The sequence below is a fragment of the Leifsonia sp. 71-9 genome (assembly GCF_001898805.1).
Classification (GTDB): domain Bacteria; phylum Actinomycetota; class Actinomycetes; order Actinomycetales; family Microbacteriaceae; genus Leifsonia.
Map to the genome: position 1 here is coordinate 26,109 of NZ_MKVJ01000001.1, position 19,099 is coordinate 45,207.

At 72.9% G+C, this 19,099-nt stretch carries 17 protein-coding genes and 1 pseudogene; 16 read left to right on the forward strand and 2 right to left on the reverse strand.

Annotated elements, in window-relative coordinates; all coding sequences use genetic code 11:
* Positions 1-59: 59 nt before the first annotated feature.
* From BGO91_RS00135 to BGO91_RS00200, 14 genes are all read left to right on the forward strand, one after another.
* On the forward strand, positions 60-1,304 hold the full coding sequence (locus BGO91_RS00135; RefSeq protein ID WP_290470864.1) for an extracellular solute-binding protein: 1,245 nt from the start codon (positions 60-62) through the stop codon (positions 1,302-1,304).
* 65 nt (positions 1,305-1,369) lie between these two features.
* The gene (locus BGO91_RS00140; protein ID WP_290470865.1) at positions 1,370-2,323 is read left to right on the forward strand and encodes a carbohydrate ABC transporter permease; all 954 of its coding nucleotides are present in this window, start codon (positions 1,370-1,372) and stop codon (positions 2,321-2,323) included.
* On the forward strand, positions 2,320-3,186 hold the full coding sequence (locus BGO91_RS00145) for a carbohydrate ABC transporter permease (RefSeq protein ID WP_290470866.1): 867 nt from the start codon (positions 2,320-2,322) through the stop codon (positions 3,184-3,186). Before BGO91_RS00140 ends, BGO91_RS00145 begins: the two co-directional genes overlap by 4 nt.
* Before the next feature lie 30 nt (positions 3,187-3,216).
* A complete protein-coding gene (locus tag BGO91_RS00150; RefSeq protein ID WP_290470867.1) occupies positions 3,217-4,239 on the forward strand; it encodes an epimerase in 1,023 nt (340 codons plus the stop codon).
* Entirely contained in the window at positions 4,239-5,276 is a 1,038-nt protein-coding gene (locus BGO91_RS00155; RefSeq protein WP_290470868.1) for a dihydrodipicolinate synthase family protein, read from the forward strand. Before BGO91_RS00150 ends, BGO91_RS00155 begins: the two co-directional genes overlap by 1 nt.
* The gene (locus BGO91_RS00160; protein WP_290470869.1) at positions 5,276-6,289 is read left to right on the forward strand and encodes a hydroxyacid dehydrogenase; all 1,014 of its coding nucleotides are present in this window, start codon (positions 5,276-5,278) and stop codon (positions 6,287-6,289) included. Before BGO91_RS00155 ends, BGO91_RS00160 begins: the two co-directional genes overlap by 1 nt.
* Complete coding sequence (locus BGO91_RS00165; protein ID WP_290470870.1) at positions 6,286-7,221, forward strand: hypothetical protein; 936 nt, start codon at positions 6,286-6,288, stop codon at positions 7,219-7,221. The genes BGO91_RS00160 and BGO91_RS00165 overlap by 4 nt, the downstream gene beginning before the upstream one ends.
* On the forward strand, positions 7,218-8,141 hold the full coding sequence (locus BGO91_RS00170) for a GNAT family N-acetyltransferase (RefSeq protein WP_290470871.1): 924 nt from the start codon (positions 7,218-7,220) through the stop codon (positions 8,139-8,141). Before BGO91_RS00165 ends, BGO91_RS00170 begins: the two co-directional genes overlap by 4 nt.
* Before the next feature lie 43 nt (positions 8,142-8,184).
* Entirely contained in the window at positions 8,185-9,564 is a 1,380-nt protein-coding gene (locus BGO91_RS00175) for a hypothetical protein (protein ID WP_290470872.1), read from the forward strand.
* Complete coding sequence (locus tag BGO91_RS00180; RefSeq protein ID WP_290470873.1) at positions 9,561-11,732, forward strand: peptidase C14; 2,172 nt, start codon at positions 9,561-9,563, stop codon at positions 11,730-11,732. Before BGO91_RS00175 ends, BGO91_RS00180 begins: the two co-directional genes overlap by 4 nt.
* 18 nt (positions 11,733-11,750) lie before the next feature.
* Entirely contained in the window at positions 11,751-13,955 is a 2,205-nt protein-coding gene (locus BGO91_RS00185) for a peptidase C14 (protein ID WP_290470874.1), read from the forward strand.
* Positions 13,956-14,002: 47 nt separating this feature from the next.
* Positions 14,003-14,794, forward strand: a complete 792-nt coding sequence (locus BGO91_RS00190) for an SDR family NAD(P)-dependent oxidoreductase (protein ID WP_290470875.1) — start codon at positions 14,003-14,005, stop codon at positions 14,792-14,794.
* Positions 14,791-15,873, forward strand: coding sequence for an enolase C-terminal domain-like protein (locus BGO91_RS00195; protein WP_290470876.1), 1,083 nt, complete (start codon positions 14,791-14,793; stop codon positions 15,871-15,873). Before BGO91_RS00190 ends, BGO91_RS00195 begins: the two co-directional genes overlap by 4 nt.
* Complete coding sequence (locus tag BGO91_RS00200) at positions 15,870-16,673, forward strand: SDR family oxidoreductase (RefSeq protein WP_290470877.1); 804 nt, start codon at positions 15,870-15,872, stop codon at positions 16,671-16,673. Before BGO91_RS00195 ends, BGO91_RS00200 begins: the two co-directional genes overlap by 4 nt.
* A gap of 18 nt (positions 16,674-16,691) precedes the next feature.
* Here the strand turns inward: BGO91_RS00200 and BGO91_RS00205 are convergent, their stop codons facing one another.
* Together BGO91_RS00205 and BGO91_RS00210 are read right to left on the reverse strand one after the other, a co-directional pair.
* Positions 16,692-17,027 carry an SgcJ/EcaC family oxidoreductase gene (locus BGO91_RS00205; protein ID WP_290470878.1) on the reverse strand — a complete coding sequence of 112 codons (336 nt, stop codon included), beginning with the start codon at positions 17,025-17,027 and terminating at the stop codon, positions 16,692-16,694.
* A 46-nt stretch (positions 17,028-17,073) separates the two neighbouring features.
* Positions 17,074-17,823: an SDR family oxidoreductase gene (locus tag BGO91_RS00210; protein WP_290470879.1), complete on the reverse strand. Its 750-nt coding sequence runs from the start codon at positions 17,821-17,823 to the stop codon at positions 17,074-17,076.
* Positions 17,824-17,901: 78 nt separating this feature from the next.
* Between BGO91_RS00210 and BGO91_RS00215 the strand changes: the two genes are divergently transcribed.
* Positions 17,902-18,879: a C-terminal binding protein gene (locus BGO91_RS00215; protein WP_290470880.1), complete on the forward strand. Its 978-nt coding sequence runs from the start codon at positions 17,902-17,904 to the stop codon at positions 18,877-18,879.
* Positions 18,880-18,890: 11 nt separating this feature from the next.
* Positions 18,891-19,099 (forward strand): annotated as a pseudogene (locus tag BGO91_RS00220) (hypothetical protein); the annotation flags it as partial.

Below are 19,099 nucleotides of genomic sequence, written 5' to 3' on the forward strand. Positions count from 1 at the left end.
CAGCACCACTCCATCCTGCGGCACCCGCCGCGAACCCCCACCACGCACGAAGGAGCAGCATGCGGTACACGAAGACGATCACGGCGGCCGCCGTGGCAGCCACGGCGGCGCTCGCGCTGGCCGGCTGCAGCGGCAGCTCCGGCGGCTCGGACGGATCGAAGAAGACCGTCACCATGTGGATCTACCCGGTGATCGCCGACGAGGCGAAGCACAAGGGCTTCTGGGACGAGACGGTGAAGGCCTTCGAGGCCGAGCACAAGGACATCACCGTCAAGTACGAGATCTACCCCTGGGCCAACCGCGACGAGTCCCTCTCGACCGCGATCGCGGCCGGCAAGGGCCCGGACCTCGTCTACCTGATCCCGGACCAGCTCAGCACCTACCAGAAGTCGATCGAGCCGATGGACTCCTACCTGCCGAGCGCGCAGAAGAAGGACATCCTCGACAACGTCGCCGAGTCGGTCACCATCGACGGCAAGCTGATGGCGGCGCCGATCCTCACCAGCGCGAACGCGCTCATGTGCGACGCGAAGGCGTTCGAGGCCGCGGGCGTCACCGACTACCCGAAGACCTGGGACGACCTGGAGAAGCTGGCCCCGACGTTCAAGGAGAAGGGCATCTACGTCACGCAGTACTTCGGCTCGCCGGACGTGACGCTCAACATGACCTTCTACCCGCTGCTCTGGCAGGCCGGCGGCTCCGTCTACAACAAGGACGGCAGCAAGGTCGCCTTCGACAGCACGGCCGGCACGAAGGCGCTGAGCCTGATCTCCGACTTCGCGGCCAAGGGCTATATCGAGAAGGACCTCATCTCGACGATGCCGGCCCTCGAGCAGACGGCGCTCGCGACGAACAACGTGGCGTGCACCTGGCAGTCGGGCCCGAGCGACGTCACGTCGTTCTGGGGCGAGGACGCCATCAAGATCCTCCCGCCGCTGACCGACGAGAAGCAGGTCTCCTACGGCACGGTCGGCTCGCTGGCCATGCTGAAGGGCGCCAAGGACAAGGAGGCCGCCGGCGAGTTCGCCGCGTTCGCCACGGACGCCGAGAACTCGAAGAAGTTCGACCTCGCGTCCAACTTCTTCTCCCCGCTGAAGTCGACCGGCGAGCTGTACGCCGACGACCCGATCCAGAGCGCGATCGAGAAGACCATCCCGACCAGCAAGGTCGGCGAGCTGCAGCCGAGCGCCCGCGCCGTCATGGGCGTGCTCGCACCGGAGATCCAGGCGGCCCTGCTCGGCACGAAGACGCCGGAGCAGGCGCTGAAGGACGCGGCCGCCGCCGCTCAGCCGCTCATCAAGTGACAGACGGGACCGGCCGGGGCGCCTCGCGCGCCCCGGCCGGTCCCGGGACCCGAGGAGACGCCCCCGTGACCACCACCCCCACCCAGCCACGGCCGCCGGCGGTCGGCGGACGACCGGACGGCGACCGCCGCGACGGCCGCCCGCCCGGGCTGACCAAGCGCGTCCTGGCCCGCCGGGAGGCGCGGATCGCGCTGCTCTTCGTGCTGCCCGCGTTCCTGCTGTTCCTGGCCTTCCGGTTCGGCCCGGCGATCGCCGGCGTCGGCCTGAGCTTCTTCGACTACGACATCTCGGGCGAGCTCGACTGGGAGGGTCTGAAGAACTTCGAGCGGATGCTCGCCGACCCGACGTTCTGGCAGGCGTTCGGCGTGACCCTGGCCTATTCGGTCCTGGCCGTGCCGATCTCGCTCGCGCTCTCGGTCGCGATGGCGCTCGGCGTGCGCCGTGCGTTCCGCGGCTCGCGCTTCTTCCGTTCCGTGTTCTTCCTCCCGGTGATCACCTCCCTCGTGCTGGCTGGCGCCATCTTCAAGTGGATCTTCTCGACCGACGGCCCGTGGTCGGCGATCATGGCCCCGCTCGGGCTCGGCGGTTCCTGGCTCAACTCGACCGTGCTCGTCATCCCCGCCCTCGTGATCGTCGGCGTGTGGTCGCGGTTCGGCTACGGGATGCTCATCGTGATCGCCGCGCTGCAGGACGTGCCGCGCGAGCACGAGGAGGCCGCCCTGATGGACGGCGCCGGAGCGTGGAACCGCTTCCGCTACATCGTGCTGCCGCGCCTGAAGCCCACCCTGTTCTTCCTGGCAGTGATCGAGACGACGGCGTCGTTCCAGGTCTTCGACCTCGTCTACGTGATGACGCAGGGCGGTCCGGCGCACGCCAGCTACTCGCTCGTCTACATGCTCTACGACCAGGGCTTCAAGTACACCGACTACGGGTACGCCGCCGCGATCGGCGTCGCCCTCTTCGTCATGACACTCGTCGTCGCGCTCATCCAGCGCCGCGTCATCGGGAGGCAGAAGTGACCACCGCGACCCCGCGCCTCAAGCGCGCCCGCTCCTTCCGGGCCCTCGAGCCGACGCGCGGCGGACTCGTCGTCCGCTACATCTGGCTGTCGATCGCCGCCGTCCTGTGCTTCTTCCCGTTCTACGCGATGGTGGTGCTCAGCCTGAAGCCGGGCCTCGCCGTCCAGTTCCCGCAGAGCCTGCTGCCGTGGAACCTGTCCACGGCGTCCTACGAGCAGGTGCTCGGCGGGCAGAACCTGCTGGTGTGGCTCGGCAACACGCTGATCTACGCGATCGTCAGCGTGGTGGCGGTGCTGCTGCTGTCGGCGATGGCCGGGTACGCGTTCGCCAAGAAGCGGTTCCGCGGCAAGGAGACGATGTTCTGGTCGTTCCTCGCCATGGTGATGGTGCCCTTCCATGTGACGCTCATCCCGACCTTCATCGTGCTGGCGAAGCTCGGCGGCGTCGACACCTACTGGGGGCTCATCCTCCCGACGCTGGCGAACGCGCAGGCCGTGTTCCTGATGCGGCAGTTCATCGAGGGGCTGCCCGACGACCTGTTCGAGGCGGCACGGATCGACGGCGCGGGGGAGTTCCGCATCTTCCTGACGATCGTCCTGCCCCTGTGCAAGCCGGTGCTGGCGACGCTCGGCATCTTCATCTTCCTGTGGCACTGGAACGACTTCCTCTGGCCGTTGATCATGGCCAAGAGCTCCGACATGTGGACGCTGACCGTCGGCATCGCGTCGCTCCAGCAGCAGAACGTGCCGCTGAGCGTGATGCTGGCCGGCTCGGTCGTCGCGCTCGTCCCGATCTTCTTCGCCTACGTCGTGGCCCAGCGCTACGTGCAGGAAGGCGTCACCTCCGCGGGGATCAAGGGCTGACGCCCGCCCCGACCGAAGCGAAAGGCAGACATGTTCAGCAGTGAGAACGAGCTCGAAGAAGCGCTGGCCACGCCGAGCGCGGCCCTGGTGGCCGACCTCGCGACGTCGAGCGGCGACCTGGTCGTGCTCGGCGCCGGCGGCAAGATGGGCCCGAGCCTGTCGGTGCTCGCGCGCCGGGCGCTCGACGAGGCCGGGCGCGGCTCCGACGCGGTCTACGCGGTCTCGCGGTTCTCGAGCGACGAGGCGCGCCGCCGGCTCGAGGCGGAGCGGGTGGAGGTCGTGCCCTTCGACCTGCTCTCCGACCGCGACCTGGCGGAGCTGCCGGATGCGCCGAACGTGGTGTTCATGGTGGGCGCGAAGTTCGGCGCGGCCACCAACGCCTCGTGGGCATGGGAGGTCAACGCCGCGCTGCCCGACCGCGTCGCGCGGCGTTACCGCGACAGCGCCATCACGGCGATGTCCACGGGCAACGTCTACCCCTTCGTCGCGCCAGGCTCGGGCGGCTCGGTGGAGTCGGACGTGCCGGGACCCGTCGGCGAGTACGCGATGTCGTGCCTGGGGCGCGAGCGCGTCTTCGAGTTCGGCGCCGTGACGCGCGGGACCCGGGTGTCGATCGTGCGCCTCAACTACGCCGTCGACCTGCGCTACGGCGTGCTCGCCGACATCGGGTCGACCGTGCTGTCGGGGGCGCCGGTCGATCTGACCACCGGCGCCGTGAACGTCGTGTGGCAGGGCTATGCGAACGAGGTCGTGCTGCGGTCGCTCGGGCACGCCAGCGACGCCGTCTTCACCGTCAACCTGACCGGCCCCGAGCTGCTGAGCGTCCGCGGCATCGCGGACCGGTTCGGCGCGCTGTTCGACCGCGAGGTCTCCTTCGTGGGAGAGCCCGCGCCGTCGGCGCTGCTCAACAACGCCGGGCGCTGCTTCGAGCTGTTCGGCTACCCGACGGTGCCCGCCGGGACGCTGATCGAGTGGCAAGCGGACTGGCTTCGGGAGGGGCTGCCCACGTCGGGCAAGCCGACCAAGTGGGCCGTGCGGGACGGGAAGTTCTGATGGGCGCGGAACTCCTCGCCGAGGGCCTCGTCGTCCCGGCGCATCCCCTCGCCCTCACGGCGGAGCGCAGGCTCGACGAGCGCCGCCAGCGCGCCCTGACCCGCTACTACCTGGCGGCGGGCGCGGGCGGGATCGCCATCGCGGTGCACACGACGCAGTTCGAGATCCACGAGCCGGAGCGCGGCCTCCTCGAGCCCGTGCTCGCGCTGACCGCCGATGTGCTCGACCGCGAGGCGGACCGCGACCTGGTCCGCATCGCGGGCGTCGTCCGACCCACCGTCCAGGCGGTCGCCGAGGCCGAGCTCGCCGCCCGGCTCGGCTACGACGCCGTGCTGCTGAGCCCGCGCCTGGCCGGGGCGACGGAGGACGCGCTGATCGAGCGCGCCCGCGCGGTGGGCGAGGTGCTGCCGGTGATCGGCTTCTACCTGCAGGAGGCGATCGGCGGTCCGGTGCTGTCGCGCGGCTTCTGGCGGCGGTTCGCCGACCTCCCCGCCGTGGTCGCCGTGAAGGCGGCGCCGTTCGATCGGTACCGCACGATCGAGCTCGTCCGCGGGGTGGGGGAGTCCGACCGCGCTGCCGATGTCGCGCTCTACACCGGCAACGACGACGCGATCGTCGCCGACCTGACCGCCGTGCACCGGGTGCGAACCGCGACCGGCACGCGGGAGCTGCGCTTCCGCGGCGGCCTGCTCGGCCAGTGGGCCGTGGGCACGCAGGCGGCGACCGGCGTTCTCGCCCTCGCCAAGCGGGCGCAGGAGGGCGACGGCGCGGCGGCCCTGGAACTCGCCGACCTCGCCGCCGATCTGACCGACCTGAACGCGGCGGTCTTCGACCCCGCCAACGGGTTCGCGGGCGTCATCGCCGGCGTCCACGAAGTGCTTCGCCAGCAGGGGCTCCTGGAGGGCATCTGGTGCCTGGACCCGGGGGAGACGCTCTCGCCCGGGCAGGCGGAGGAGATCGAGCGGGTGCGCCTGGCCTACCCGCGGCTCAGCGACGACGCGTTCATCGCCGAGCACCGGGACGAGTGGCTGCGCTGATGACCGCTCCCGTCGTGCTCGTCGCGGTCCCCGCCGCGTTGCGCCCGCAGTTCTTCGCCGACGGCGACGAGCAGCGGCTCGCGGACGCGGCTGCGCGCCTCGGGGGAGACCTGGCCCTGGCCGAATCCCTCGGGGACGCCCTCGCGCAGCTCGACCTCGCGGCCGTGCGCGTTCTCGTGGTCGCGTGGGGCGTCCCGCCGCTCGACGCGGGCATCCTGGACCGGCTGCCGAGGCTGGAGGTCGTGGCGCACTGCGGCGCGAGCATCCGGCCGTTCGCGACCCCGGAGCTGTTCGCGCGCGGTGTGCTCGTCACGCAGGCGGGCGCGGCGATGGCGCGGTCGGTCGCCGAGGTGTCGCTCGCGTTCACGCTCGCCCTGCTCCACCGCCTCCCGCACTTCGACCACGCGCTGCACGCCGGGGCCGAGTGGGAGGCGGCGGAGAGCGCGCCTGTGCAGCATGAGCTGCTCGACGCGCCGATCGGCGTCGTGGGCGCCTCCCGCACCGGCCGCGCGTACCTGGCCCTGCTGAGCGCGCTCGGGGCACGCCCGCTGCTCGCGGACCCGACGATCGACGCCGACGAGGCGCTGGCGCTCGGCGCAGAGCCGGTGACGCTCGACACGCTGCTCGCGAGCAGCCGCATCGTCGCGCTGCACGCCCCGAGCCTCCCCGAGACCCACCGCATGATCGGCGCGCACGAGCTCGCCCTGATGCCCGACGGCGCGGGCCTCGTCAACACGGCGCGCTCGTGGCTGGTCGACGAGGCGGCGCTGCTCGGCGAGCTGCGCAGCGGTCGTCTCGACGCCGCGATCGACGTCTTCGACGACGAACCGCTGCCCGTCGACAGCCCCTTCCGCGCGCTCCCCAACGCGCTGCTCGTGCCGCACAAGGCCGCCGGGACCCGGGAGGGCCGACTGCGCCAGGGTGCGACGGTGGTCGGCGAGGTCGAGCGGCACGCCGCCGGCCGTGCCCTCGAGCACGCGGTCACCGAGCAGGACCTGGAGCGGATGGCGTGAGCGGGCCGACGGTGGCGTTCGCGGGCGCGGCGCACTCCCATCCGTTCGCGGACGCGGCGAATCTGATCGCGCGGGGCGCCGCGGTGACCGGCGTGTGGGAAGCGGACGACGCCGACCGGCGCCGCGACTTCGCGACGCGGTTCGGGGCGACCGAGCACGACACGCTCGACCGCCTGCTCGCCGACCGCCCCGATCTCGTCGTCGCCACGCCCCGGACGCCGCGCGCCCCAGCGGTGATGGCGGCCTGTTCCGCAGCGGGGGTCCCCGTCTTCTTCAACAAGACCGTCGCCGCCTCTGCGGATGCGCTGACGACGTTCGACGCGGCAGCGGCGTCCGGCGCGCGCGTCGCGTCATCGTCCGTGCTGCGTTTCGCGCCGGCGGTCGTGTCCTTCGCAGCCGGCCTCGCAGGGAGCCGGGTGCGGGCGGTGGAGGTGGTCGCCCAGCACGACATCGCCGGCTTCCTCGTGCCCGAGCGCGCCTGGCAGGACGATCCGGCGAGCGGCGGCGGCACCCTGGTCTCGATCGGCGTCCACGCGGTGGACCTCGTCGACGCGGTGCTCCCGGCGTCGGAGGGTGCCGCGCTCGCGGGAGCGACGCTGGTCGACGCCCATGCCGCGGCCGGTGACCTCCCGACCCGGTCGGAGGCCGTCGCCGTCGTTCGTGCGGTCACGGCCGGCGGCGTCCCCGTGACCGCCACGGTCAGCGGCGTCCCCGGACCGGATCGCTACGCGGTCCGCGTCGTGGCCGACGACGGCCTGCACGAGCTGGCGCTCGGCGACGGCGACGACCTCGGCTACGCGGGGCTCGCCGACGCCCTGATCCGCTTCGCCACCGCTGGGCCGGCACCCGTTCCGTGGCACCGGACCTCGGCCGGCTACCGGGTGCTGCTCGCCGCGGCGGCGCGCGCCCGCGGGACGGGGGAGGCCGCATGACGGAGATCCGCGTCGCGACGGCCGCCGACGAGTCGGGCATCCTGGCCGTCTGGGACGAGGCCTTCGGCGAGCCCGACATGGTCCCGCGCTGGCGCCTCGACCCGAACCGCCGCTCCTGGACCCTGGTCGCCGTCGACGGCGATGACGTGCTCGGCGCGGTCTCCCTCGTCGACCAACGGAGGCGCAGCGCGAACGGCCGGATCGCCCCCGTGCTCGGCCTGGCCAACGTCGGTGTGGCCGTGCGCGCCCGTGGACGCGGGATCGCGCGCGCTCTCACGGACGAGTCGGTCGCGTTCGGGCGCCGCGCCGGCTACGACTGGTCTCTGCTGTTCACCGGCACCCCCGGCGTCTACGCGCCGAGCGGCTACGAGCCGTTCGGCCAGCGACGACGCCGCGTCGGCGCCCTGCTCACGAACACGGAGGCAGCGGGACGACCCGCCCGGCTGCGCGCGGGGGGAGCGGAACTGCTCGCCGCTCCCGGCATCGCCGCCCTGCACGACCGCGACGCGGACCGGCCCCTGACCGCCGTCCGCGACGCGCTCGGCTGGCGCCGCACGCTGTCCTGGTACGCGGACTGCCGCATCCACGTGCTCGACGGGGCGAACGGCACCCCGGCGGCGTACGCGGTCACGCGGGTCGGCGACGAGCCGGCGCTGCTGGAGGCGGCGGGGGACCGAACGGCGCTCGCGGCTCTGGGCCACGTGATCCGCGAGGAGCTCCTCCGCTCGGGAGCCGCGACGGTGTCCATCGAGGTGCCCTCCGGCGAGCCGTACGACGATCTCGTCGCCCGGCTCGTCGCCGATGCCGTGCCCGCGCCCGACGACACCGGCATGTTCCACCCGCTCGACGCCGACGCCGCCGTCGTGCGGGAGACCCTCGACCATCCCCGCGCCTTCCACTGGACCGGGGACTACCTGTGACCGGCGCCGCCGCCTCACCCGCCATCGATCGAACGGAGCACGCATGACCGAGCTGGGCGCACGCCTCGCCGTCCCGCGCACCGACGCCCCCGTGGGCGTCGCCCGGCGGGACGTCACACCGCCGACGGGCATCCGGGCGAAGAACTGGGGACCGGCCGACTGGGAGCGCTCCGAGGGCGCGCACCGGCCGTTCACCGCGACGGCCCTCGCGCTCGGCGGCGACGAGCCGCTCGTGCTGGTCGCGGTGGACGGCACGTGGTGGCGACGCGTGGACGACGAGCGCTCCGTGCGCGGCCGGGTGCTCGACGCCCTCGGGCTGAACGAGGAGCGCCTGATCATCGCGCTCTCGCACACGCATGCCGGAGCCGTGCTCTGCAGCGCCGACGCCGGCCTGCCCGGTGGCGAGCTGATCCCCGGCTATCTCGATGCGCTCGCCGACGGCATCGCCGCCGCGGCTCGCGAGGCCCTCGACGCCCGCGCGCCGGGCCACGTCGACTGGACGACGGGCCGCTGCGCCCTCGCCGCCGACCGCGAGCTCGACATCGACGGCCGCGCCCTGGTCGGCTACAACCCCGACGCGGCGCCGGCCGACGACACGGTGATCGTCGGACGGATCACGGACGCGTCCGGACGACCGCTGGCCACCCTCGTCAACTACGCCTGCCATCCCACGACCCTGGCCTGGCAGAACCGTCTCGTGTCGCCGGACTACGTCGGCGCGATGCGCGAACTCGTGGAGGCGGAGACCGGAGCGCCGGTGCTCTTCCTGCAGGGAGCGTCGGGCGAGCTGGCTCCGCGCCAGCAGTACACGGGCGAGACGGGCATCGCGGACCGGCACGGGCGCGCGCTTGGCCATGCCGTGCTCGCCGCCCTCGCCCTGCTTCCCGCGCCCGCCGCCGAGCTCGAGCTGAGCAATGTGATCGAGTCCGGCGCGCCGCTCGGGATGTGGACCGAGACCGCGCAGGAACCCGCGACGACCATCGCCGCCGCACGGGCGGAGGTCGAGCTGGAGCTGAACGAGCTGCCGACCCTCGACGAGCTCGCGCGGCGCTGGGCGGACATCGACCCGCGCAGCCGCGAGGAGCGCCTCGGCCGCGCACGCAACCTCCGCGACGGCTACATCGACGGCCCGACCGTGCAGCATCCGTTCTGGGCCTGGCGGCTCGGCGACGCATTGCTCGTCGGGCATCCGGGGGAGGCGTACTCGGCGTTCCAGACGGGCGTGCGGGCCGCGGCCGGGGATCACCCCGTCGTCGTGCTCAATCTCGCGAACGGTCCGGGCTTCGTCTACCTGCCGACCGATGAGGCCTACCGTCGCGGCGCCTACCAGGCCTGGCAGACCCCGCTCGCACCGGGCGGTCTCGACCGGCTGACGTCCGCGGTGGCAGCGACCCTCCAGGATCTCGTGGAGGGGGAGCGATGACCGACGGTACGCGTCGCGGGCTGCTCGTCGGGCTCGGCGCGGTGGCGCTGGGCGGCGCCGGGATGCTGTCGCAGGCGCCCGCCGAGCCCGCGGCCGCGACGTCGACCGCCTCCGCCGGCGGCGCGGCATCGCCGAAGGTCGTCCGCACCGTCGCAGACCTCGGCCGGGAGAAGGCGCAGACCGGCCAGCTCGCGATCGCGTCCGGCTACCGCGCACCCGGTGACGCCGGGACGCTGCTGTACGTCGGTGCGCAGCGCTCCGACGCGCGGCCGAACGGCGGCACGATCGTCGCCGGCCGCAACGGGAGCGTGTGGCGGCTGCTGCACGACGGCACGGTCGACTTCCGCGTCTTCGGAGTGCTCGGCGCGGACACCCCCGCCGACGACGCGCTCGACGCGCTGCTCGCCGACCCCGCCGTGCAGCGCATCGAGGCGCGCACCGACCTCCACTTCGTCCGGCGGCACACCTCCGGCCGCTCCGGGATCGAGCTCGACTTCGGCGGTCACCTCGTCACCACCGACGGCATCGAGCCGAACACCCACGACAACCCGTTCGGCGCCGTGCTGTACTTCACGGGGAAGCCGACCGGGGCGACCATCGAGTACGCGCTCCCGGAGGCGTGGGCCGAGCTGACCGACGCCGTGGCGGTGCCCGACGCGAACGCACTCCCGCTCGACTCGTGGTGGGCGCTCCAGTCCGACGAGGTCGCGGGAGGCGGGGCGGACGAGCGCGAGCTCCAGCGCTTCGTGCGCGTCACCCAGCGGATCGACGCGACGCACGTGCGGGTGGACTACCTCAACGGCTGGACGCTGGAGAAGGGGCGCCGGCTGCGCTGGCGCGGGGTGGCGCCGGTCGAGCGGGTGCGCATCCACGGCATGCGGTTCGTCGGCGCCGGCCCCTTCGACGGGCCGACCGACGGGTCGTTCCCCGATCCCCGCGAGCTCACCGGGTCGCATCCCGTCGCGTTCGAGTACGCCGTCCACTGCGACGTCGCCGACATCCACGCGTCGCAGACCTGGTGGCCCGTGATCATGCGCCGGTGGAACAGCCATTTCGTCACCGAGCGCTGCTCGCTCGAGAACCCGCCGACGGTCTTCTACGGCGGCGCGGGCTACCTCACCCAGCAGATCTACTGCCTGTACGGCACCGTGCGCGACTGCCGCAGCTCCAACGCGCGCCACCTCAACGACCTGACGGCGAGCGCCTACTGCCTGGTCGAGAACTGCCACGGAGACGGGGACGACCAGGGCGGCAACCCGTTCACGACCCACGGCCAGTACGAGCACGACCTCACCTTCGTCGGCAACTCGGGGCTGATGGACATCGCCAACTCCGGCGCGCAGTGGGGGACGAGCGCCAAGCGGATCACGGTGCGCGACCACACCTGCTCGTGGTTCGTGGCGAGCACGAAGATCACCGACCTGACCCTGGAGAACGTGCGCGTGCTCCCGCGCAGCACTTTCGACCCGCAGGCGACGCTGACGATCAACGCCGACGGGGCCCAGCTGCGGGGCTGCACGGCCGGGCTCTTCGCGGTCGGGCAGCGCAGCTCCCGGTCGAACCGGCCGACCCTGATCGAGGGATGCACGTTCTCGCTGCCGAAGGGGCAGGTGCTCGTGCAGACCCCGGTGACGGCGCCGGTCACGTTCTCGGGCTGCCGCATCGACGGCGTCGACGGCACCGTGGCACGCGGAGCCGGAGCCCTCCGGTTCGTCGACTGCGCGCTGAGCGGTCCGGCCGCTGGCGACCCGTTCCAGGTCGCCAGCGCCGAGCTGACCGTGCAGGGCGGGAGTGTGGACGGCGTCGCCCTCGTCGCGACGGCCGCGCGCGACCAGCGGGTGACCATCGCGGGCACCCGGTTCTCGACCACCCGCACGTCCGCGCCGACCATCGCCCGCGGCGACGGCACCGGCACGGTCTCCTGGCGGATCGACGGGATCGCGTCCGACGCGCCCGCCGGGACGCCGCACCTCGCGATCGAGCGCGGGACGAACCACCTCCGCCTCACGGGCGCCGAGCTCACCGGCGGCGCCCTGAGACTCCCGGCGGCGGGGTTCGGCTCCGGCTCGACCCTGCTCTACGACGGCGCCACCGAGCGCCGCGTCGAGCGGACCCTACCCGAACCGACGAACCGCATCCTCGTCGGCGACGTCGTCGTCGCCGACTGACCGAAAGGACCCTGCTCCATGACCAGCTCCTCGGTTCCACCCACCGGCACCCGCCGCGGCCGTCGCTCCGACGCGGCTCCCGTTCCGGACGCGCCCCGCTCCGGCACCCGCCGCGGCCTCCTCGTCGGCCTGGGGGCCGCCGCCATCGGAGGCGTCACCGCGGTCGGCGGCCTGGGCCCGGCCGACGCCGCCACGGCCGCTGCCGTGCCCGCGACCGCCGCGGCCTCCGGCTCGCTCCGCCAGGTGCGCCTCGTGGCGGACCTCGCGAAGGTCAAGGCCAAGGACGGCGAGATCGCCATCGCCTCCGGCTACCACCAGCCCGGCGACGTCGGCGGCCTGATCTACCGGGGCGCGTCCGGCCAGGGCTCGACGCCCAACGGCGGGACCGTGCTGGCCGGCAAGAACGGCACCGTGTGGATGCTCGTGCACCAGGGCACCGTCGAGTTCCGCCAATTCGGGATCATGGGTCCGGACTCTCCGGCCGACGCTGCGCTGGAGGCCATGGTCGCCGACACCTCCATCGCCCGCATCGAGGGGCACACCGACCTCAACTTCGTGAAGCGCCACAAGCTGGTCCGCTCGCACCTCGAGCTCGACTTCGGCGGCCACCTCATGACGACGGAGGGCATCGAGAACGCCGGCACCGACGACCCGTTCGCCGCCGTGATGTTCTTCCAAGGCGTCCTCTCGTCCGAGACGCAGACCGCGACGCTGTCGGCGGCCATCCCGGACCTCGGCGACATCTTCGAGGTGGCGGACTCCTCCTGGTTCGCGGTCGACTCCTGGTACACGGCCGAGGTGAACGCGCTCAGCGGTCGCTGGGAGCGGGAGCTGCAGAAGCTCGTGCAGGTGACGCAGATCGTCGACGGCACGCACATCCGCGTCGACTACAAGAACGGCTGGCCGCTGGCGAAGGGCCGCACGATCACCTGGACGCGCGTGAAGCCCGTCGAGGGCATCCGCATCGCCAACCTCGTGTTCCGCGGCAAGGGCACCGACCAGTACACCGGGTCGCACCCGATCGCGTTCGAGTTCGCGGTGCGCTGCGACGTGGAGAACATCGTCGGCTCGCTGACCTTCTGGCCGCTGATCATGCGGCGCTGGAACACCTTCTACTCCACGATCGGCTGCACGCTCTCGAACCCGACGTCCGTCACCTACGGCGGCGCGGGCTACCTGACGCAGCAGATCTACTGCCTCTACGGCTACGTGGCCAACTGCCACACCTCCAACGCCCGGCACCTCAACGACTTCACCGCGAGCGCGTACTCGATGGTCGAGAACTGCCACGGCGACGGGGACGACGAGGGCCCGTTCGTGACGCACGGGCAGTACGAGCACGACCTCACCTACACCGGCAACTCGGGCCTGATGACGTTCGCCAACTCCGGTGCGGCGTGGGGCTCGGCGGCCAAGCGCATCACCGTGCGCAAGCACATCTGCTCGTGGTTCGTCGCGCGGGTGCGGATCACCGACCTGACGCTCGAGGACGTGCGCGTCATCGGCAAGCCCAGCCTGGCCGGGTCCGGGATGCTGTGGATCAACGCCGACGGCGCTCAGCTTCGCGGCTGCACCGCCGACAGCACCCTGGTGATCACCCAGTCGTCGACGGCCTCCACTCGCCCGACCGTCATCCGCGACTCCTGGTTCGGCTTCGCCGCGCCGGGCACCCTCACCGACGCGAGCGTGAAGGTGCCCGTGACCTTCGAGAACACGACGCTCGACAACGTCGGCGGCATGAAGATCCTGGGCGCGGGCGAGGTCACGTTCCGCGGGTCGACGCTCACGGCGAAGGCCGGGTCGGACGCGGTGCAGACGGCCTCGGCGCGCACCCGCCTCACCGGCACGAGGCTCGACGACGTCTCGCTGCAGGCGGCCGGGACCGCGGAGCAGACCATCGAGGTGACGGCGGGCAGCGTCGTCACCGGCGCGGGCGGAACGGCCATCGGGCGCGCCGGAGACAAGCCCCTCACCCTCCTGCTGGCCGACAGCTCGTTCGCCCGCTCGGAGGCCGGAGGCAAGCACATCTCGCTCACCGGCGGCACGAACCACTACCGCGCCACCGGCTGCCGCTTCGAGGGCGGCGCGCTCGAGCTCACGTCCGGCGGGTTCGGCGGGTCGTCGACCCTGCTGCACACCGTCAACGTGGAAAGCTCGGTGACGCGCAGCGGATTCCCTGCGGACTCCGCGCGCGTCGTGACCGCCGGCAACCTCACCGTCTGAATCACCGCCTGAACCGCCGCACCACGGCACCACTGGAAGGAACCCCCATGCCCGCATCCGCATCCGAATCCGCCGCCGCTCCCGGCGCGCCCGTCGCCCTCGTCACCGGGGGCGCGGCCGGCATCGGCTGGGAGATCGGCAAGCGACTGGTGGCCGACGGCTACCGCGTCGTCGCCGCCGACCTCGTGCCGGGGCTGACCGCGACCGAATCGGAGGCCGGCATCGTGCACCGTCGGCTCGACGTCACGGACCCGGCGGACGTCGAGGCCGTGTTCGGCGGCGTCGTCGCCGAGTTCGGGAGGCTGGATGCGGTCGTCAACAACGCCGGCATCCAGCGCCACCGCGCGATCGAGGACCTCGCGTGGGACGAGTGGAAGGCCGTCGTCGACGTCAACCTGCACGGCGTCTTCCTCTGCCTCCAGGTCGCCGGCCGGCACATGCTGGCGGCCGGCGGCGGCCGGATCGTCAACATCTCGTCGATCTCGTCCCGCGGCTCGGCGGGCCGGGCGCCGTACGCCTCGACCAAGGCGGCGGTGATCGGACTGACCGCGACGGCGGGCGCGGAGTGGGCGGCGCGGGGCGTGCGCGTCAACGCGGTCGCGCCGGGGTACGTCGACACGGGCGTCTTCCGGCAGGGCGTCGCGGCCGGGACGCTGAGCGAGGAGACCATCCTGGCCCGCATCCCGGCCGGGCGGCTCGCGCAGGCGGCCGAGATCGCCGCGACGGTGTCGTTCCTCCTCTCCGACCAGGCGAGCTACTTCGCCGGGCAGACCCTCTACGCCGACGGCGGCTTCATGGTCGACTACGGCGTTCCGCTCGCGTCGGTCCCGAAGCCGTGACGCGGGAGCTGCGCACCGCGACGACCGCGCTGCCCCTGCCCGCCCCGCTCCAGCTCGGTGCGATGACGGTCACGCGGCGGGAGTTCGCTGCGGTCCAGGTCGAGCAGGACGGCGAGACCGGCATCGCCTACGGGCTCACCCGCGAGGCGCCGATGGCGGAGATTGTCGAGCGACTGATCGCCCCGCACGTGCTCGCGGGCGACCTCGATCCGGAGGCGCTCTGGGAGCGGGCGTTCCGCGGCAGCGCGATCGTCGGCCGGGTCGGTCTGGTCCGGCGCGCGCTGGGGCTCGTGGATGTCGCGCTGTGGGATCTGCACGCGCGGCTCCTCGGCGAACCGGTGTGGAGCCTCCTGGGCTCCGGTGACGCGCCGCGGCCGACCATGCTCGTCGCGGCCTATCCGACGCCCGGCCGCACCGTCGAGAGCCTCGTCGAGGAGGTCGTCGGGCAGGCGCGGGACGGCTGGCCGCAGGTCAAGATCTCCCGCTCGCCCGACCGCGCCCTCATGCGCGACCTGCTCGCCGAGCTCGACCGCGAGCTGCCGGCCGGCTGCGGGCTCGTCGTCGACGTCGGCTTCGGCTGGGGTGACGCCGACGAGGCGCTGGACGAGCTCGCCGACTGGGGGAGTCCGCGGCTCGCCTGGCTGGAGGATCCCTTGCTCCCGGAGGACGTCGCCGGCTGCGCGCGCATCCGCCGGGAGACCGGACTGACGGTCGCGGTCGGCGACGAGGTCACCGACCCGACCGTCCTGCAGGCTCTCGCCGAGGGCGGAGGCATCGACGTGGCGCGACTCGATGTCGTCGCCCTCGGCGGGATCACCCCGTCGCGGGCGTTCCTCGCCTGGGCGGCCGACCGCGGCCTCCCCGTCTCGTGCCACATCGGCCCGGAGATCAGCGTGCACCTGCCCGGCGTGCAGGTCGAGACGTTCGCGCGCGGACCGCGGCCGAACCCGTACGACCCGTCGCCCGTGCTCGTCACGGGAGGCCCGTCGTTCTCCGGCGGATTCGCGACCCCGCCGGCCGGGTCCGGGCTGGGCTTCGGCTTCGCGCCCGGTACGTTCGATTTCGGGAGGTCGTCATGAGCAGCAGTGCCGCGCAGCAGCGCAGCGTCGTCGTCACCGGGAGCGGCAAGGGCATCGGCCGCGGGATCGCCGAGCGGCTCACCGCCGACGGCTGGATCGTCGTCGGCGTCGAGCGCTCCGCCTCCGACACCGTCGAGGCGGGGATCTGCGCGGCGGTCGTCCGCGGCGACTCCGTCGAGCGGGACATCCACACGCGGGCGGCCGACCGGGCGATGGAGCTCGCCCCGCTCGCCGGCTGGGTGAACAACGCCGGCATCACCGTCCGCACGCCGCTGCACGCCCTCGACGAGCGGGAGGTGCGGCGGGTGGTCGAGATCAACGGCCTCGGCTACCTGTGGGGCTGCTCGGCCGCCGTGACGGCGTTCACCGGGCAGACGTCGGGAGGCGCGATCGTGAACGTGGGCTCCATCCACGGCCGCGCGAGCTTCGTCGACCACGCGGCGTACGAGTTCACCAAGGGCGGCATCGACGCGCTCACCCGCAGCGTCGCCGTGACCTACGGCCCGTTCGGCATCCGCGCGAACACGGTCGCGCCGGGCGGTGTGCGCACACCGCACCTCGACGCCCAGATCGCGAACGCCGCTGACCCCGAGGCGGAGGAGCGCGGGCTCGCCGAGGGTCCGCCGCTGCGCCGCATCGCCACGGTCGCCGAGGTCGCGTCGCTCACGGCGTACCTGCTCGGCGACGAGGCGTCCTACATCAGCGGCCAGTCCATCGCGGTGGACGGCGCCTGGACGGCCTCCTTCGGCCGCCCGGGAGCCGACGCCGCGCTGGCCGAGCGGTACGGGCTCGGCCGCTGACGCGGCCGGGCCCGACGCTCAGGCCTTGACCATCGACGCGCGCCGGATCAGGCCGTCGCGCACGTCGAAGGTCGCGATCGTCTCGGTCGCCACGCCGTCGCGCACCACGTACTCCTGCGCGACCACCCACCGCTCGCCGAAGAGCGCGTGCGTCGCGACGCTGCAGCTGAGCCCGGGGTACGAGAGGCGGTCGGCGTAGAAGGCGCGGATGGCGTCCCGCCCCGCCAGGGGAGCGTCTCCGACGCCGGTCACCACGGCATCCTCGGCATAGGTGGCGACGAAGGCGTCGAGGTCGTGGGCGTTGAACGCGTCGACCTGCTCGGTGACGACGCGGAGCGCATCCAGTGCGGTCATGGGGATCCTCCTGAAGAGATCGAGTGGATGGGCGCGGACGACGATGTCAGTCGATCCGGACGCCGCCGTTGACGTCGTAGGTGGCGCCGGTGACGAACCCGGCGCGCTCCGAGGCCAGCGACGCGATCGTCCAGGCCACGTCGGCCGGCGTGCCGAACCGTCCGAGCGGGATGGAGGACTCGAGCGCGTCGTGCCCCTCCTGGGTCAGCTGGTCGGTGATCGCGCTCGTCACGGGGCCGGGCGTGACCGCGTTGACCCGGATGCCCTCGGCCGCCAGATGCCGGGCGAAGCTGCGGGTGAGGGCGAGCAGTGCGCCCTTGCTGGCGGCGTAGTGCATGCCCGTCTGGAGCGCGCCGACCTGGCCCGCGATCGACGACAGGTTGACCACGCTGCGGTCGCCGGATGCGGCGCGCAGCAGCGGCAGCATCCCGCGGGTGAGCAGGAAGGTGCCGCGCACGTTCGTCTCCATGACGGAGTCCCACTCGTCGAGCTCGATGTCGTCGTAGTGGCGGTAGGGGCACACGCCGCCGTTGTTGATCAGCACGTGCAGTTCGCCCCAGGCGTCGGCGACCTCGGCGACGAGGGCGGACACGGAGTCGGGGGAGCGGAGGTCGAGCCGGCTGACGCGGACCTCGGCGGCTCCCGCGGCGCGGCACTCCGCGGCGACGCGCTCGGCGGCGGCACCGCCGGAGGTGAAGGTGAGCCAGACGGCGTGGCCCGCGGAGGCGAGTTCGACGGCGGTGGCGGATCCGATGCCGGAGCTGGCGCCGGTGATGAGGCTGCGTCGGAGAGTCATGGGAAAACGCTATAGCAAGAACGTGCCGGACGGCGAGCGGACTGGCCTGAAAACGCTAGATGCTATAGCGTTTTGGGCATGACCTCCGATCTCGTTGTGATCACCGACTGCGATCTGCCCGGCACCGCCGCCGACGACGCGCTCACCGCCGCCGGCCTCCGGGTGCGCCGAGCCGCCTCGCCGTCGGCCGACGACATCGTCGCCGCCGCGGCCGACGCCTCCGCCCTCATCGTGCAGTGGGCGCCGATCACGGGGGAGTTGCTCGACCGTCTCCCGAACCTGCGCTTCATCAGCCGGCTCGGGATCGGCTACGACATGATCGACGTCGCGGCGGCGACCGAGCGCGGCATCCTCGTGGCCAACACCCCCGCCTACTGCCTCGACGAGGTGGCGACCCACACGCTGGCCATGATCCTCGCCCTCGGCCGCGGGCTCGTCTCCTACGATCGCGCCGTGCGCGCCGGGGAATGGTCGGCCGTGGATGCGCGCCCGATGGGCTTCCGCCCGTCGGCGACCACGGTCTCCGTCGTCGGGTACGGCCGGATCGGGTCGCTCGTCGCGCGCCGCTGCGCCGCCCTCGGCTTCCACGTCGTCGTCGCCGACCCGATGGTGCCCGACGCCGACATCCTGGCCGACGGTCTCGAACCGGCCCCGCTGGCCGAGGCCGTCGCGCGCGCGGACGTGCTCACCCTCCACGCGCCGCTCACCGACGCCACACGGCACCTGGTCGACAGCGCCGCGATCGCGACGATGAAGCCGAACGCCGTGATCGTCAACACCTGCCGCGGACCGCTCGTCGACGAGGAGGCGCTCGCCGGCGCGCTCGAGGCCGGCCGCCTGGCCGGCGCCGCGATCGACGTGTTCGAGAACGAGCCGCTGCCGGCGTCGAGCCGGCTGCGCGCGATCGACAGCGTGCTGCTCACCCCCCACGCCGCCTGGTACTCGCCGGAGGCGCTCGTCGACCTGCCGTTGCACGCCGCCGACAACATCATCGACCACTGGGCCGGCCGCGCCGTCCCGGCGATCGTCAACCGGGTCGCCGCCGCGGCCGACTGAGAGGACCTCCGATGCGATTCCTGCGCCTCGGCCCCGCGGGGGCCGAACGTCCGTTCGTCCGCGCCGACGGCCGGCTCTACGAGCTCGACCCCGTCGCCCCGGACATCGACCCGGCATTCTTCGCCTCCGACGGCGTCGCGCGCACCGCGGCCGCCCTCGCGGCGGGCGAACTGACCGAGGCCGGGCCGGGGGCCGATGCCCTGCGCATCGGACCCCCGGT